Source organism: Methylocaldum sp. 14B, assembly GCF_002005105.1.
Lineage (GTDB): Bacteria > Pseudomonadota > Gammaproteobacteria > Methylococcales > Methylococcaceae > Methylocaldum.
In genome coordinates this window covers 17,230-32,678 of record NZ_MSCV01000019.1, presented here as the reverse complement: position 1 = coordinate 32,678, position 15,449 = coordinate 17,230, and the positions used below count along the sequence as shown (strand labels likewise).

Sequence of the window (15,449 nt, the reverse complement as noted above, 5' to 3'; positions counted from 1 at the left end):
AGGGTCAACTCAAGCTAATTCGCAAAGCGGCAGCCGTTGCCAGCGGGACTAGGGTTAGCGCCAGAACCAGCATAGCGGCTAAAAAATATAACTGGCCGGTAACAGCCATTCCTGCGGCAGCGGCCGAAACGGCATTAGTGGCAAAAATCAAGACGGGAATATACAAAGGCAGGACCAATAACGTCAGCAGGATACCCCCGCGCCTAAGCCCGACGGTCAACGCCACCCCGATGGACCCGATCAAGCTCAAGAGCGGCGTGCCGATCAGCAGAGTTAATTCGAGTACGGTCAGGGCCGGCGTAGGCATAGCCAGAAACAAAGCCAGCAATGGCGCCAGCAACAGCATCGGCAATCCGCTCACCAGCCAGTGCGCCAGCACTTTCGCGAGCACCAGCAGCGAAAGAGGATAAGGGCTTAAGGCCATCTGTTCCAGCGAACCATCGTCAAAGTCGGAGCGGAACATATTTTCCAGGGAATACAACGCAGCCAACAAAGCCGCGATCCAGATCACTCCCGGCGCAATCTTCCGGAGGAGAGCCTCTTCCGGGCTAACCCCGAGCGGATAAAGCGTCACCACGATCAAGAAAAACAACAACGGATTCGCAAGTTCGCCCCGATGCCGAAAGGCCAATAATAGATCGCGCTTAAGTAGTGCCAAGAAAGGACCGATCATCTGTCTCACGCCAAAGGCAGCTTAACGAGCCTACGGTCGATCCGCACGGTTTGATGAGACGTGAGAACAGCCAACCCGCCACAGCTCAAATGAGCCTCCAGCAATGTCTCCACCAAGGAAACGCCGCCGACATCAAGGGCCGTAAAAGGTTCATCGAGAATCCAAAGCTTCGCGGACGACATGATCAATCGAGCTAAAGCAATGCGTTGCCGCTGCCCCGCCGAGAGCGCGCGGGCGGGAGTATCCTCTCGGCCCGTCAGCCCTACTGTTCGCAAAGCCTCAGCCAAACTTTCGTGTAAAAAAGACAGGCCATTAAGGGCGAGAGAAAGACGCAGATTCTCCTCTACGGACAGTTCCGCTTTCAGTCCCAATTGATGCCCCAAATAAGCGACTTCGGAAAGAAACGCGGAGCGCCGCCGTGCGATATTTTCGCCGCGCCAGAGCACTTCACCATCGCTGGGCGGAGTAAGGCCAGCGAGTATCCGCAGCAGACTGGTCTTGCCGCTACCATTAGGGCCTTCGATTTGAAGAACTTGCCCGGCTCTGACGCTGAGGTTCAGGTCACTGAACAAAAGGCTATCGGAGCGCACGCACTCCAATCCCCGCGCTTGAAGCGTAGGCTCTGGATCGTTCATTTATCGGTCGGGAATGCGTTTTGAATGCTCAATGCGTTAAAGGGAGATCGGACGAAGCGGCAACGGCGCCGTATGATGATCTCGCTGACCAGCGGGACATTAAGTTGAAAGCACTAGAAAGCTTCGGGATCGTCGAGAAACCGGAGCCCCGCTCCGTTAGTCGTCAGTCTTACTACAACCGCTCGAATAATGGGTGCGTCCTCCATCCCGCAAACCTGGACTGTTACCTCGTCTCCGGCAACAAATCGCGGACGACCCGCCGTTTGGACAAATAACCCACCGTCCGAGATATCGGCTGTGGTCAGTTCGATTGTACCGAGCGACTCATGCATGATCGATATTTTAGCGTTGAGTGGCGTCCGCAAGTATTTTCGTTGATCGTTCATCCCTCCCCCATTCTGCCACAAAGTCGAGGTCAAATTATTGCAGAATAATAGAGGCATGCGACATCGAAGCGATAATTTCAACGAATGACAGTCAATCCCAACGCTCAAAAAACGTCCGCTTTCCGCGTTGCAATGTTTGCTCGGTTATGGCGCAATCCACTTAAAAATACTTAGGTAAGCGCCTTGCTCTGATTGGTAGACCAGCTGCAGTTGCTCGGGAGTACGCCCCACGGAGCCGACGAAAGGCAATAGTCGGGCTAAAAGAGTTTTTCCACCCTCTTCCGAAGTAATGCGCCAGGCACGAATGCCGCCGCCAGGAAGCGGATGAACCAGATAACTGGCGCGGCCTTTTTCTTCAGCCCAGCGTTTTACCGCTGAAATCTGGGCGTGGATATTCGCTTCGGCCGGAAAGAACCTTGCCTCTAAGGGAAGGCTAACGCCGCTCAAGGCTTCGATCTCCGAAAGCCTTGCCAGATCGTCCAAACAAACGGCCCAGAAAACCGGCCTGTCTTTCGGTAGACGCTCTGAAAGCTCGGCAAGTGCTTGGTCGGCATCCATGGTCAGCCAGCGTGCCAATTGGCGCAGCGGCTGCTCGTCTTCGGCAAAACCACCGGCGATTTCACCCCAAAAGTCTCTTGATCGCGGTTCAGGAAACGCATCGGCCACCGGCTGCGCCGCCCAGGCGTCGCGCCCGGAAAAAAAGTGAATTCGTTGAGCATTATCCCACCACGACACGAACAAGGCATTCTCATCCGTGTGTTGGCGAATCGCTTTCGCGGCGTTCGCCCAAAGATCATGCCGTACCTGATTTCCGTCCCTGATACCCTGCGGTGCCGATGAACCATGATCGGAAGGCGGAAAAACAATGGCACGCCGCAATGCGCCGCTTTTGTCGCTGTAGCTTACGGCGTGCAAAGAGACCATCACCTGATCCGCCCGGCCGATCTCGTATTCCCCCAGGCTCTCGGGCTGAAACTGCCCGTCCAGCGTGGGGAAACCCGGATCGCCGGGTTTCATCTCCTTGATCTTTTCGAACCGCAATTCCTTGGAAAAGAAGTGCGGCAATCCCAAAAAGAAGATGGCTATCCCGGCAAGCAGCAATCCAAGACCTAGAAACAGTCTCGGTTTGCTGATCCGCCGGGCGTCTTCGTTAAGCTGCGTCATGCCGCTCCTAGCGTTTGCGGGAACGGATCACCACGATGCCGGCGGCGACTAGGAGTGAACCTAGCACGTATCGGCTGGTGGCGGCATCCTTGAACTCCCGCAATGCCACCCGGGTCGACGACTCGCCGTTTTGCGCGGTTTTCCCGGCTGCTTCCCGAAGCTTGGTGTTCTCATCCATGATGATGGCGTAATCACGCATCAGTTCCGACCAGCCTTCGGTGTAGGTGAAACCGCCCGGATTGGCGTGGAACAGCCCTTTGTAGAGCTTGATCACGTCGTGCTCCCACATGTCGGCGTATACGCGCTCCACGTGAGACGGGTTGTTTCCCTTGGCCCAGAACAGCTGGAAGAACCCGCCGGCAGCATCCTTCTCCGGTTTCGGCGGCTCCGGCCGATTGGTCTTTTGTCCGGGCAACAGACCGTCTTTATGCAAAGCTTCGACGACTTTCTTGGCCTCCTGCTCGACTTTCAGGCCAGCGATCGTGCCCTTGTCCGCCGCGGTGAGATAACTCTCGGCAAAGCTTGGCGAATGGCAGTTCGCACAGGTTTGCTGCCAAGCATCCTTCCGCTGCTCGAACCAGGGGTGATTCAGATTATCCGCGATCGCCGGGGTCGGGTTGAATGCCCAACGCACTTTGCGTACCAGGTTGTGCGAATATTCACCCTCGAACTCGAAGTGACAAGTCTGGCAAGTCGGCGCCGTATAACCGCCCTTGGTGATGGCGTCTTTCAACGGAACCTCGAAATTCCATTTCTGCTTGCCCTGGGTCAGATAAACCGTGCCGTGCTTTGAGAGCAGATAATTTTCCCATTCGTTGTGGTCCACGCCGTTGTGGCAGGTCGAACAGGCTTCCGGCTGGCGCGCCTCGGCCGCAGAAAACGTATGCCGCGTGTGGCAGCCGTCGCATTTGTTCTGCTGGTAATGGCACATATCGCAGCCTTGGGCGATTTCGCGCTCCGCCATTCCCGCCCAAATCGCGGTCTCCACGTTAGCCTTCCAGTCCATCGCGTGGGACGGATGGCCTTTAGGCCACTGGCCTTGCGGCCACTCCTGATCCTTTTCGGACTCGGCCTCGGCAAATTCGGTCGTGTGGCAGGTTCCGCACTTGGCCCGATCCGGCATCACCAAATCTTTGTCGTGCTGAATGGAGCTGGCGCCGACACTGCCGTGACAGTCGATACAGCCAACATCTTTGAGCTGTTCGCCGTCTTTGAGCAGCCCTTGCTTGACCAGTTGCTGCTCGACTTCGGCTAGCTTCGCTTTCTTATAGAAGCGCGGGTCCTGAGCATTGGGCATGTTGCGAATCTTGTCCAAGTTCGCATGGCTGCTATTTTGCCAGGCATGGAACGCACCGGGCGTTACGGACTGGTGGCAGACAACGCATTGCTCGCGCGTAACTTCGCCGGTCACGGTTGTAGGCGGCTTATAAAAGTCCTTCGGATTCCAATATTTCTGGATGGGAATCGGCTCCCAAAGGTCCCCGAATTTTCCCTTTCCGGGGTGATCTTGATAGTATTTGTCTTTTAGTTGTTGAAAGCTGATGTCTTCCTGCTTCGCGTAGGCGACTGCCGTAAGCGCTTGCACGACAAGCAAGAAAATCACGCTTTTTAGAATCTTTGTTAGCATCATCACTCCTCCGTTAGGGCCCCGTCTGTAACGGACGCCCACCACATAGTATCGATTCAGAACCAAGTCTCGTCAAACGTTTTATTGAGGTTCTTCAGCATGATCCCTCCCGAAATTGCTAGACACGCTCAAGGACTGCTCGACTTCATCGATGCCAGCCCCAGCCCGTGGCATGCCGTCGCCACGATGGAAAGACGCTTGCGCGAGAAGGGCTTCACACGCCTGGAGGAAAGTCAAACCTGGAGTTTGCGTCCGGAAGGGCGACACTACGTCATCCGCGGCGGGTCTTCGCTGATTGCTTTTATTGTCGGCTCCAGGCCCATGATCGAAAGCGGCTTTCGCATTGTCGGCGCTCATACGGACTCGCCCGGTTTGCGCCTTAAACCCAAGGCCCCGCACCAGACGGAAACCATGATGCGTCTCGCCGTCGAAGTGTACGGCGGGCCAATCCTAGCCACCTTCAGCGACCGGGACCTGAGCCTCGCTGGACGAATCTGCGTCAGAAGCGACTCGATGCTGCAGAGCCGGCTGATTCATTTCGAACAGCCTTTGGTGCGGTTGGCCAATCTGGCCATTCACATGAACCGCTCCGTGAACGAAGACGGATTGAAGCTCAATAAACAAAACGAGTTGCCGTTGTTGTTCAGCGGCCTTTGCGACGCCGAAACGCCGGAGCATAAATTTCTCAATCTTGTGGCGGATAAGGCTGAGTGTAAGCCCAGCGACATTCTCAGTTGGGACTTGAACGTCTACGATACCCAAAAAGGCTCTTTCTGGGGACCTCAGCTCGAGTTCGTCGCCGACAGCCAACTCGATAATCTCAGCTCTTGCTATGCCGGCTTGGTAGCGCTTTTGGAAACCGAAGCATCGGAAAGCACCTGCGTAGGCGCTTTTTTCGACCATGAGGAAATCGGCAGCGAAAGCAACAGGGGTGCGATGGGAAGCTTCATTTCGGATGTTCTGGAACGCATCGCCTACGCCGCCGATGCGGACGTATCCGGCTACAAGCAAGCCCTGTCCCGCAGTTTTATGATCAGCGCCGACGCGGCTCACGCCTATCATCCCAATTTCCCCAACGCTTACGAGCCGCTGCACCGCATCGCGGTCAACCTGGGACCCGCGATCAAGGTCAACGCGAACCAGCGTTACGCTACCGACAGCATGACGGAAGCAAAGTTCATCGAGCTGTGCCGGCAGGCGGATGTACCCTACCAGAAATATTCCCACCGGACCGATCTCGCGTGTGGCTCCACGATAGGCCCGATGACCGCCGCTCGGCTGGGCATCCCTACAGTCGACGTGGGTTGCCCCTTATGGGCGATGCACAGCATTCGGGAAAGCGCGGGCGTTCTCGATCAACCATACTTGGCGGCCGTCCTGAAAACGTTCTTTGCCGAGCCTGCGGTTCGATATGCGTGACGCCTGAACCTGTTCTTATCCTCCCAAACTACACGACAGCCGATTACCTGCACCCGTTTCCCGAGAGAAACACCCGAGGGCTCCGGTTTTTGCATGCCGAGCCGATACAACTCTTATAGCCGTGGAATTCCCGTCCGGCCATCCGAGCAATGCCGACGGTTCTTTCCCGCAAGAGGAGCGTTTAGCATGCGAATAGCGTCATTTTCCGCCGGCATGAATGCCTACCGCGAGTCCTCACAGGTATTAGCCCGCCGTGAGTCGCTCCATCTTCGGACTGGAAAGCGGACAGGCGAGTCCCGTCGATCCACCGAACCGCTAACCAAAATGGACCGGGTATCGCTCACATCCGACGCCGCGTCGGTCCGAGGCACCGAAAAAGCCGATCGGCCCGTTGATATCCGACTCAGTCCCAAGGACCGCCTGATCGCCGATATCGTCCGCCGCATGGTTAAGGCCGTTACCGGTCACGATGCGGTAATCCGGTCTCCGGAAGAGTTGTACAGGAAGCTCGAGGGAACGAGGAAACTATCGACGGAAATCGGTTACACGCCGCCCGAGGCAAGCCGGATAACCCAGCAGGCGCCGGCTGGTTTTGGTTTGGCTTACGATTACACTGCCTCTTACCGCGAATATGAATCGATGTCTTTTTCCGCGGAAGGTGTAATTCTGACGAAGGATGGCCAAGAATTTCGGTTTTCCGTACAACTCAGCATGACTCGCGAATTTTACGTCGAGCACAGTGCGAGCCTTCGCCTAGGAGAGGCAGCCAAGATCGACCCTCTGGTCCTGAATTTCGATGGAACCGGTGCAGAATTGGAAAAAACCCGCTTCGCATTCGACCTGAACGCCGACGGCATCAGCGAACAAATCGCTCAACTCCGAAGCGGCAGCGGTTTCTTGGCCTTGGATAGTAATGAAGATGGTATCGTGAATGACGGCAGGGAACTGTTCGGTCCGACAACCGGCAATGGATTTGCCGAATTGTCGATTTACGACGATGACCGCAACGGTTTTATCGATGAAGGCGACAAAATCTATGAAAAGCTACGCATCTGGCTGTGGGACGCTTCCGGAGCGCAGAAGCTCGTCGGCCTGAAGCAGATGGGCCTGGGCGCCATTTACCTGGGCCAACTAAGCAGTCCATTTCGATTAGCGGATAAGCTGAACAACCATCTCGGCGATGTAACGGCCACCGGCCTGTTCTTTCTTGAGAACGGAAGCGCCGGCACGGTTCAGCAAGTCGATTACGTAGTTTAAAGCCTCATTTCTCCAGTAGGGCCGGATGGTCGGCTACTGGCCGGTCGAGATAGTATCCTTGAGCCAGGGTGACGCCGAGACCACGGATCATCTCCAGCGTCGCGGCGTCCTCGACATATTCGGCGACAGTGATTTTTTGCAGTCCGCGCGCCACGTCGACCATCGCTTTGACAAAAACTTGATTATCGCGATTGTTCGGCAGGTCCCGGATAAACAACCCGTCGATTTTGAGCACTTCGACACCCAAGTATTTGAGATAGCCGAAAGTCGAAAATCCGCTCCCGAAATCGTCCAAACAAACCAGGCAACCAGCCTGTTGGATGGCCTCGATGAACCGTTGCGCATCCTGAATATCCGAAACCGCCGCCGTTTCCGTCAGCTCGATGATGAGCCGTGCAGGATCGACGCCGTTCTGCTTCAGTTGACTGCGAATGAAATGCGGCAGGGACGGGTCGTCGAATGTACGGCCGGAAATATTGATGGCGAGCGGCGGAATCGACGGATTCCGCGCCAACAGTTCGATTCCGTGCCGTAACACCCAGCGGTCGATCTCGGTGATTTGGCCGCTCTTCTCCGCGATGGAAATGAATTGCCCCGGCATGATGAGACATGCGGGATCGACAGGATTTCGCATGCGCACCAAAACCTCCAAATGACTCAATGCGCCGCCGTCAACGGAGTAAACCCCCTGGAAATGGAGTTCGAATAAATCTTTCTGAAGCGCCTCCGCGATGCGCCGGTTCCACGACAGGCGCTGCATCATGGCTTCCGAGCTGTCGCGTGTCGGGTCGTAAATCGCCCAAGTGTTCTTGCCCTGCCCTTTAGCCTGATACATCGCGGCGTCGGCATGCGCCACCAAATCCTCCGCGTTTTCCCCGTGGTCGGGAAAGACCGCCACGCCCACGCTCCCGGTAACGCGCATATTGGTGCCGCGGAACCGGAACGGGATCGCCGAAATCGCGTTTGCGATACGCCCAGGGAGAGCCTCGAGGTCGCTGCTCGGGGTTATCGTGCTCAAAATGGCGAACTCGTCGCCGCCAAGCCGGGCGAAGGTTTCCTCATGGCGCACCAAAGTCGATATTTCACCGGCGATGCGCACGAGCACCGTGTCGCCGGCTTTGTGGCCGAAGGTGTCGTTGATGTACTTGAATTCGTCCAGGTCGAAATAGATCAGGCAAAATCGGCTGCCGGTACGCACCGAAGTGGCGATCAGGCGTTCCAGCTGATCTTGGAAGCGGTGACGATTGAACAGGCCGGTCAAGGGATCGCGCTCGGCCAGATAAAGGAGTTGCTGGGCAGTTTGACGTTCGTAGGTGATGTCCTCATAAATCCACAAGCGCCCGATGGTCCGCCCGTCGTCATCGGTCACCGGATAGGATATTTGCGTCAGAACCCTGCCGTCGTATAGATCGAGCTCGAATCGCTCGCTGATTTCGTGAGTGTCGAGCACATGCAACACGTATTTGGACGCGTGATCCGGCCGGGCGAACCGGTGTGTCGAATGCTCCAGGACATCACGGGTAGTGCGCCCCACCAGTTGAAAATCTTCGTCTATCGCCCACATGCGGTGGAAAGCCGGATTGACATACTCGATCAGCCCCCCTCGATCTTCGAACAAAATGCCGATGCTCATGGCCGACAACAACGCACCCATTCGCCTATGCTCTTGCTGCGCGAGTCTCGCCAGCTCGCGCTGCCGATTCTCGGAAAGCCGCAATCGCTCCAGTACCCGTCTTAACCGCTGCTCCGTATGCTTGCGGTGTGTAACGTCGAAGCAAAGCGCAAAGAATCCCGATACCAAACCGTTCCCACCGATTCGTGGCAGATACTGAATATCCAGCCAGCGCTGCACGCCTTTTTGATTCCTGGCCGGCAATTCGAAGCGCGCGACCTCGCCGGACAAAGCCTTATCGGCATGGGGCTTCGCCTGTTCATAAATGTCCGGTTCCATGAGGTCGGACATATGCTTGCCGATGATCTCGCCGCGCGATTTTTGAAACCACTCTTCATAACCTCGATTGACCAAGACATAGCGGTGCTCTCGATCCACCAACGATACATACGCCGGTATCGAATCCACCACCAACTGGATCAGCTCCTTGGCATGCCTCAGTTCCTCTTCGGCCTGCTTTCGCTGAGTAATGTCCTGAACGATGCCGGTACCGGAAACCGGGCGGCCGCTGGGATCGAATTCGAGTTTGGCCCTTTCCCGTACCCATTTCACCTGCCCCGAGACCACGATTCGATGCTCGATGTCATAGGGCTCGCCGCGCAAGGCGGCCTGCCAGGAATTTTCGACAAAGTCACGGTCTTCCGGGTGAATCAATCTCAAAAAATTTTCGAGCGCGAGGGGCTCAGCCTCGGGAACACCGAAGATTCGGTGAGTTTCGGCAGACCAGCGGAGCGCATTATTCCGAACGTCCAAATGCCAACTGCCGACGTGGGCGACCGACTGCGCACGCCGCAAATCGGCCTCACGCTCCCGCAGTCCCTGCTCGATGAGTTTTCTTTCGTCGACTTCCTCCTGAAGTTTGCAGTTAGCCTCTTCGAGCGAAACCGTACTTTCCCGCACCCGTCGCGCAAGACCGATATTGAGCGCCGCCGCCTCGGCGCGCGCTGCCTCCTCGTGTTTTCGCGCGGCAATGTTTGCCGCTCGCGTAATGACTGCCAAAGCCAGAGCCAGCACGAACGCGCAAGACCCTCTGAGGACATATATGGGAATGCCCGTAGAGGCGAGGAACGAGTTCGCGGTAGGTATCCAGTCGGGAAATGCAGCATCGCCCTCGGTCAGCAATCCGGCGACGACTCCATAGGCGAACAGCGCCCCCGCGGCGACATAGAAATAAGGTCTGGTCTCGGGAAAGGTTGGCCACCCGCATACGCGGCCCCGCTTCACCACCAACAACGCACCGCTTATCAAACTGCCGCTGAAACCGAAAAAAATCCTTCCGCCGGCACTTACCCCACGAATGGCATCATCGGCGATCCAAGTCAGTGCGAACACGCCAGTCAAGAAGGGAAGATAAATCCAGGCGCCGAGCCATGGTTGCCAAACCGGTTGCCGTTCATTCCGGGAAGCCGCGCAGAGCAGCACCAATCGGCGCCCGAACTCGAACAACGCCAGATAGGAAAACACCAATATGGAAGCATTCAACCAACGCAGCCCCGCGCCGTCCGCTCGATTGAGCAACATCCAGGCATCCAGCCATTCCTTGATGCCGTGGAGAAAACCGAATATCCCCAACAGCCAAAACTCCGAGGCAAAAGGAAGAACACGATCGCTTCTGGGCTGCAAAAAGACGACAATCGACAGAGTCAGGAAAGAAAAGCCATAGAAAATATAAAGATCTATGAGCCGGAGGGGGGAAATATAAGTAAGCTCTGCCATCGGGTTGTTTCTTGTTGTTGTCGGGCAACGGCGACATAATAGTTACTCCGGCAGGTAGAAGATAGCAAAAGCTGTCATGGACGGATAAAAACCGTCTTATTAACCCGGCCTATAAACATAGGCCGGGTTAATCCGGGACACGGATACCCCGGCGCGGCGGCAAGCCGAGTGAGCCAAGGCCGGGCCTGTACACCGGCCTTGGCAGCGGCCCGTAAATACCCTCCTGGTATTTACGGGCCTGATTAATAAACATCGAGTTCAACGATCTCACCGCACAGTTCTCCGTCCGAGAGCACCAAACGCCCGATCGAAACCGGCAATTTGAACCGCCGCGGTCCCGCACTCCCGGGGTTCAGATAACAAACCCCGCCTTCTTTACGGATCTTCGGCTGATGGGAATGCCCTGAAACCACGGCGGCGAATCCGGCTGCCGCCGGGTTCAGATTCAACTCTTTCAGGTTGTGCAAGAGATAGATGCAACGGCCATCGATACGAACAACTTCCCGTTCCGGAAGCGGCTCCGCCCATGCCCCCTTATCGACGTTTCCACGAACGGCGACGACCGGCGCAATGGATCGCAATGTATCGAGCACTTCGGGACGACCGATGTCGCCGGCATGAAGAATCAGATCGCAGCCTCCAAGCGCGGTTATCGCTTCAGGTCGCATCAAACCATGAGTATCCGAAATAACGCCGATAAAACGCATTAGGGTTCCAAATAGGTTCCAGACTTGAACTCGGCCGGCTCAGATGATGTCCTCATGTTATTTGGGGACGACGGTTTCCGAACCGCTCCCGCCTATGGTGCATCCGTCCATTAGCTGCTACTTTGAAAAGATGGAACGTATGTCACGTAAGACGGCGGACCAGAGTCGACAGTTTAATCAGCTCATCGTTAGGAGGAGATCATTATGAAAACAACTTTGAAATGCATCGCTGCCGCATTGTTGATTTCTCCGATTTGTTCAACCGGCTTCGCCGAACAACACGCGTCTCAACAGTCTACCGGTCAGCACCAAATGGGTGGCATGGGGGGTATGGGTGGAATGATGGGCGGCATGATGGGAAACATGACCGAGGAACAACGAGAACAGCACATTCGGCAAGCCCAGGATCACATGCTGAAAATGCACGAACTCATGAACCAGATCATCGCCGCCAAAGACGACAAAGAACGGGAGCGACTGAAAGAAGAACAACGGAAACTCATGCGAGAACACCACGCGCAGCATCAGCAAATGATGCAGCAGCACATGCAGCAGATGAGACAGCATGGCGGCGGTCAAATGCAGCACGGCGGACCGATGCAGGGCGGCCAACAGATGCAGCATGGAACGCCCGCGCAATAACGAGCGGCTGAAGACAATAGGGTTGCAGCTAAAGCAACCGTTTGTGATTCGGAATCCAAAAGCCAAGGATGGCGTCGGCCCAGCTCACATCTCGGTGCTCTGGATGCCCAGTTGCTTAGCCGCGGACCGCCCGCTTCAATCAAGCGTACAGCACATCACGTAGTCATCGTAATAGAAACCATCGCCGCCTTCGGCTATTTCTGCGCGGACGATGACGAAACCGGCCCGAAGATAGGCACGGACTGCCCTATCGTTCTTCCTGAACACGTAAAGATAAATCTCGCGGGCCCCTAAGCGTGCCGCGACGGCCTTGACGTGCGCCAGCGCGGACGCGCCGTATCCCCGCCCGTGAAATTGCGGCAAAAGATAAAGCTTGTTGAGCCGCATACGCATCTGCTCCAGATGGTGGTGATAAGCGAGAAAACCGACCATTTCACCGTCCAGCACGATCCGTTCGTAAACGACTCCGCGCTCCATCTCGCTTCGTATCGCTTCAGGCCGATACATGCGATTCCAAAAATGCTCGATCTCATCCTGGGTCAGCACGTCCGGATAATAATGGCGTCGCCATATATCGAGAGCCATTTCGGCGATGGCTTCGGCATCTTCGGGTTGGGCAGAAACGATGCTCAGCATGGCTCCCCAACAGTCTCTCCGGCCGCTCGATACTTGAGGTGACTGCCGCAACCCGATCGGCAATCGCCGGCTCCGAAGCGGTTGACGATAACGCGACCTGCGGTGCGACGATTGACCTCGCATTCGGACGCGTCAAACCTTAGCACGTCCACGACATCGACGCCGGAAGCGGCCAATAAATAGTCGATATGCCAGCGCAGCCGTTTGCTCTTGGCCAAATGCCGCGTGATTCTCGCTTCGAAGTTACGTTTCGCGCTCCCGGTATAAATGTAACGGCCTGTGGGAAAATCGAAGGTGCCGAGTTGCCCTATCCGGATTCGGAGGTTTTCGGAGACGTGAATCAGTAACTGGTAGGTCGAAAACGCCATGATCGATCATGCCGGATTGTCGCTGGGAATGAAGAAACACTCGACATCGAAAGTATCCTGCACCCTTTCCATCAAGGCTTGAACGCCGAAGCGTTCGGTAGCGTTGTGGCCGCCCGCGTACATGTGCATTCCGGCCTCTTGCGCCTCGTGCCAGTCGTGTTCGCTCATCTCGCCGGTGACGTAGGCATCGAGCCCGTCTTGCAAGGCCAAGGGCCAATCCCGGTTCGCACCGCCCGTAATGATCCCGCACGACCGAACAATCGCTCTTTCATCGGGGGTTGCGAACAGCACCGGATGGTCGAGCACCGCGCCCAATCTGTCCCGCAATGCGGCGGCGCTTAGCGGCTCGGCAAACACTCCCTTGATGCCGGTCGGGCAGCGTTGGTAATCACCGAAAGATTGCTGCTCGCCCAGACCGATGGCCCGCCCCAGGCTGGCGGCATTGCCCACTTCCGGATGGGCATCGAGCGGGAGATGATAAGCGAACAGGCTGACATGGTTGCGCACCAGCGGGAAAACGCGCCGGGCGAAAGGGCCGGTCAGGGTTTTCGGGCCATGGAACTTCCAGAAGAGTCCGTGGTGCACGATCAGCGCTTGAGCGCCTCGTTCCACCGCAGCGAATGCCGAGTGCGCCGTAGCCGAAACGGCAAACGCGATACGCTCGATCCGCTCGCTCCCTTCGATTTGCAGGCCATTGGGGCCGTAGTCCGCGAAATCCTGCGGTTTTAAGAGTTCTTTCAAGAATGCTTCCAAATCATCTCGCATCACCATTGGCACGACCCCATCTTTGACTGGCCCTCCTGCGTTCTCGATTCTGCAAACCGTTGCCGCTGTCAGCAGCGGCCGTGCTCCCCATGATAGCGCTATTAGCTCAGCCCGAGGGAAGCTACCGCATTCTTCATCAGGCGCATACGGGCTTTCTGGGCTCTGGACGTAAGGTCGGAAGATCGTTAGATTGCGTACCTTCATTTCTCATTGATGTAACAGCATGATGACTCGAAGAGACCTATTGGCGCGTTTGCTGACTCTGGCGGCATGGGGGGTGCTCAGCCCGGCGGCGCTTTATACGCCTCTCGCGGAAGCTAAAGGCAAAGCAGGACCCAAGCCATTCAGCAAGGCATGGCTTATCGAGGAAGCCAAGCGGCTTTCCCGGAAACCTTTCGATCCGCCCAAAGAAAAATTGCCGGCCTGGATCGCCAATCTGGATTGGGATGACTACCAATCGATCCGCTTCAAAACCAAGCATTCGATCTGGGCCAAGCAAGATCTGCCGTTCCAAGCAAGACTTTTCCACCTTGGCTTGTTCTTCAAACACCCCGTCGAGATCTACGAGGTCGTCCACGGCGTGGCTGAACCCATCGAGTATTCGACCGACCTGTTCGAGTTCGGGTCGAAACTCGAAAGGCCCCGAAAAGTCGGCGACATCGGTTTTGCCGGATTCCGCGTCAATGCCGAGCCGGACTTCGAACGCGATATGTTCGCCTTCCTCGGGGCGAGCTATTTCCGCGCCGTCGGCGGCACCAAGCAGTACGGCCTGTCGGCGCGCGGATTGGCCGTCGACACTGGGCTGCCGCGCCCCGAAGAATTTCCCGAATTCCGCCGTTTCTGGCTGGAGAGGCCGTCGCCCAAGGCCGAGTTCGTAACCATCCACGCGCTGCTCGACAGCCCCAGCGTCACCGGCGCGTATACCTTCGAAGTCAATCCGGGGGATACGACAGTCATGGAAATCGAAGCCCATCTGTTCCCGCGTAAATCGATAGAGCGGATCGGCATAGCCCCGCTGACATCCATGTATCAGCACGGCGAGAACGACCGCCGGGTGTCCGACGACTTCCGCCCGGAAATCCACGATAGCGACGGGTTGGCCTTATGGGCCGGCACCGACGAATGGATTTGGCGCCCCCTGGTCAACAGCCCTGTGGTGCGCGTCAATTCGTTCGTGGACAACAACCCAAAAGGATTTGGTCTGTTGCAGCGGGATCGCAACTTCGACCATTATCTGGACGATGGCGCCAACTATCATCTACGTCCTTCCGCTTGGGTGGAACCGCTCGACGGGTGGGGTCGAGGTGCCGTGCAGTTGGTGGAGATCCCGACGGCTGACGAGACCTTCGACAACATCGTCGTTTTTTGGAGTCCGGAGGAACTATTCCAGCCGGGCCAGGAGCGAGTATTCAAATATCGATTGCACTGGGGCGAACCGCCGGTCAGTTCCCGTGCGGCCAAGGTGGTTGCCACCCGTATCGGAGCAGGCGGCATTCCCGGACAAAAGAACCGCATTCCATCTCGCAAGTTCGTCATTGACTTCGAAGGCGGCCGGCTGAGCGACCTGCCGGAAACCGCCAAGGTCGAGCCGATCATCACGACCTCCCGTGGACAAATCAAGGAGCCGGCGGCACGTCCGCTGAGGGGCACCAACGCCTGGCGCTGCAATTTCGACTTGATAAGCGACGGCAGCGAGCCGGTCGACTTACGTTGCTATCTTCGGGACGAACTGGGCGCGCTGACCGAAACCTGGCTTTATCAATGGACGCCGGCGGCATAAAA

At 56.6% G+C, this 15,449-nt stretch carries 13 protein-coding genes; 3 read left to right on the top strand and 10 right to left on the bottom strand.

Translation table 11 applies throughout. The features are described from left to right. Positions 1 to 4: 4 nt before the first annotated feature. The 4 genes from ccmB to B2A78_RS14585 all read right to left on the bottom strand — a co-directional run bounded on the left by ccmB (position 5) and on the right by B2A78_RS14585 (position 4,488). Positions 5 to 673 (bottom strand): heme exporter protein CcmB, encoded by a 669-nt coding sequence (gene ccmB, locus B2A78_RS14605; protein WP_077730740.1) that lies wholly within the window; start codon positions 671 to 673, stop codon positions 5 to 7. Between the two features lie 5 nt (positions 674 to 678). Then, the gene (ccmA, locus tag B2A78_RS14600; RefSeq protein ID WP_077730739.1) at positions 679 to 1,308 is read right to left on the bottom strand and encodes a cytochrome c biogenesis heme-transporting ATPase CcmA; all 630 of its coding nucleotides are present in this window, start codon (positions 1,306 to 1,308) and stop codon (positions 679 to 681) included. 530 nt (positions 1,309 to 1,838) lie between these two features. Next, positions 1,839 to 2,858 (bottom strand): hydroxylamine oxidation protein HaoB, encoded by a 1,020-nt coding sequence (haoB, locus tag B2A78_RS14590; protein WP_077730738.1) that lies wholly within the window; start codon positions 2,856 to 2,858, stop codon positions 1,839 to 1,841. A 7-nt stretch (positions 2,859 to 2,865) separates the two neighbouring features. Then, a complete protein-coding gene (locus B2A78_RS14585) occupies positions 2,866 to 4,488 on the bottom strand; it encodes a multiheme c-type cytochrome (protein ID WP_143735179.1) in 1,623 nt (540 codons plus the stop codon). A gap of 96 nt (positions 4,489 to 4,584) precedes the next feature. On the opposite strand from B2A78_RS14585, the gene B2A78_RS14580 reads away from it, so the two are divergent. Next, on the top strand, positions 4,585 to 5,904 hold the full coding sequence (locus B2A78_RS14580; RefSeq protein WP_077730737.1) for a M18 family aminopeptidase: 1,320 nt from the start codon (positions 4,585 to 4,587) through the stop codon (positions 5,902 to 5,904). Between the two features lie 186 nt (positions 5,905 to 6,090). Next, entirely contained in the window at positions 6,091 to 7,161 is a 1,071-nt protein-coding gene (locus B2A78_RS14575; protein ID WP_143735178.1) for a hypothetical protein, read from the top strand. 4 nt (positions 7,162 to 7,165) lie between these two features. Here B2A78_RS14575 and B2A78_RS14570 read toward each other — a convergent pair whose 3' ends face one another. From B2A78_RS14570 to B2A78_RS14545, 6 genes are all read right to left on the bottom strand, one after another. Next, positions 7,166 to 10,549, bottom strand: a complete 3,384-nt coding sequence (locus B2A78_RS14570; protein WP_143735177.1) for an EAL domain-containing protein — start codon at positions 10,547 to 10,549, stop codon at positions 7,166 to 7,168. A 242-nt stretch (positions 10,550 to 10,791) separates the two neighbouring features. Beyond that, the gene (locus B2A78_RS14565) at positions 10,792 to 11,256 is read right to left on the bottom strand and encodes a metallophosphoesterase family protein (protein ID WP_077730735.1); all 465 of its coding nucleotides are present in this window, start codon (positions 11,254 to 11,256) and stop codon (positions 10,792 to 10,794) included. 258 nt (positions 11,257 to 11,514) lie between these two features. Further along, positions 11,515 to 11,880 (bottom strand): hypothetical protein, encoded by a 366-nt coding sequence (locus tag B2A78_RS26105; protein ID WP_168175438.1) that lies wholly within the window; start codon positions 11,878 to 11,880, stop codon positions 11,515 to 11,517. A 153-nt stretch (positions 11,881 to 12,033) separates the two neighbouring features. Then, on the bottom strand, positions 12,034 to 12,534 hold the full coding sequence (locus B2A78_RS14555) for a GNAT family N-acetyltransferase (protein ID WP_168175437.1): 501 nt from the start codon (positions 12,532 to 12,534) through the stop codon (positions 12,034 to 12,036). After that, positions 12,528 to 12,902, bottom strand: coding sequence for a GIY-YIG nuclease family protein (locus B2A78_RS14550; protein ID WP_077730733.1), 375 nt, complete (start codon positions 12,900 to 12,902; stop codon positions 12,528 to 12,530). The genes B2A78_RS14555 and B2A78_RS14550 overlap by 7 nt, the downstream gene beginning before the upstream one ends. A 6-nt stretch (positions 12,903 to 12,908) precedes the next feature. After that, a complete protein-coding gene (locus B2A78_RS14545) occupies positions 12,909 to 13,667 on the bottom strand; it encodes a Nif3-like dinuclear metal center hexameric protein (protein WP_276205398.1) in 759 nt (252 codons plus the stop codon). Positions 13,668 to 13,890: 223 nt separating this feature from the next. Between B2A78_RS14545 and B2A78_RS14540 the strand changes: the two genes are divergently transcribed. Further along, positions 13,891 to 15,447 carry a glucan biosynthesis protein gene (locus B2A78_RS14540; RefSeq protein WP_077730731.1) on the top strand — a complete coding sequence of 519 codons (1,557 nt, stop codon included), beginning with the start codon at positions 13,891 to 13,893 and terminating at the stop codon, positions 15,445 to 15,447. Positions 15,448 to 15,449 lie beyond the last annotated feature (2 nt).

Excerpts from the sequence above, each read along its gene's own strand:
- ccmB (WP_077730740.1), bottom strand. The coding sequence starts at position 673 with ATGATCGGTCCTTTCTTGGCACTACTTAAGCGCGATCTATTATTGGCC.
- ccmA (WP_077730739.1), bottom strand. The coding sequence starts at position 1,308 with ATGAACGATCCAGAGCCTACGCTTCAAGCGCGGGGATTGGAGTGCGTG.
- haoB (WP_077730738.1), bottom strand. The coding sequence starts at position 2,858 with ATGACGCAGCTTAACGAAGACGCCCGGCGGATCAGCAAACCGAGACTG.
- B2A78_RS14585 (WP_143735179.1), bottom strand. The coding sequence starts at position 4,488 with ATGATGCTAACAAAGATTCTAAAAAGCGTGATTTTCTTGCTTGTCGTG.
- B2A78_RS14580 (WP_077730737.1), top strand. The coding sequence starts at position 4,585 with ATGATCCCTCCCGAAATTGCTAGACACGCTCAAGGACTGCTCGACTTC.
- B2A78_RS14575 (WP_143735178.1), top strand. The coding sequence starts at position 6,091 with ATGCGAATAGCGTCATTTTCCGCCGGCATGAATGCCTACCGCGAGTCC.
- B2A78_RS14570 (WP_143735177.1), bottom strand. The coding sequence starts at position 10,549 with ATGGCAGAGCTTACTTATATTTCCCCCCTCCGGCTCATAGATCTTTAT.
- B2A78_RS14565 (WP_077730735.1), bottom strand. The coding sequence starts at position 11,256 with ATGCGTTTTATCGGCGTTATTTCGGATACTCATGGTTTGATGCGACCT.
- B2A78_RS26105 (WP_168175438.1), bottom strand. The coding sequence starts at position 11,880 with ATGCTGCATCTGTTGGCCGCCCTGCATCGGTCCGCCGTGCTGCATTTG.
- B2A78_RS14555 (WP_168175437.1), bottom strand. The coding sequence starts at position 12,534 with ATGCTGAGCATCGTTTCTGCCCAACCCGAAGATGCCGAAGCCATCGCC.
- B2A78_RS14550 (WP_077730733.1), bottom strand. The coding sequence starts at position 12,902 with ATGGCGTTTTCGACCTACCAGTTACTGATTCACGTCTCCGAAAACCTC.
- B2A78_RS14545 (WP_276205398.1), bottom strand. The coding sequence starts at position 13,667 with ATGCGAGATGATTTGGAAGCATTCTTGAAAGAACTCTTAAAACCGCAG.
- B2A78_RS14540 (WP_077730731.1), top strand. The coding sequence starts at position 13,891 with ATGATGACTCGAAGAGACCTATTGGCGCGTTTGCTGACTCTGGCGGCA.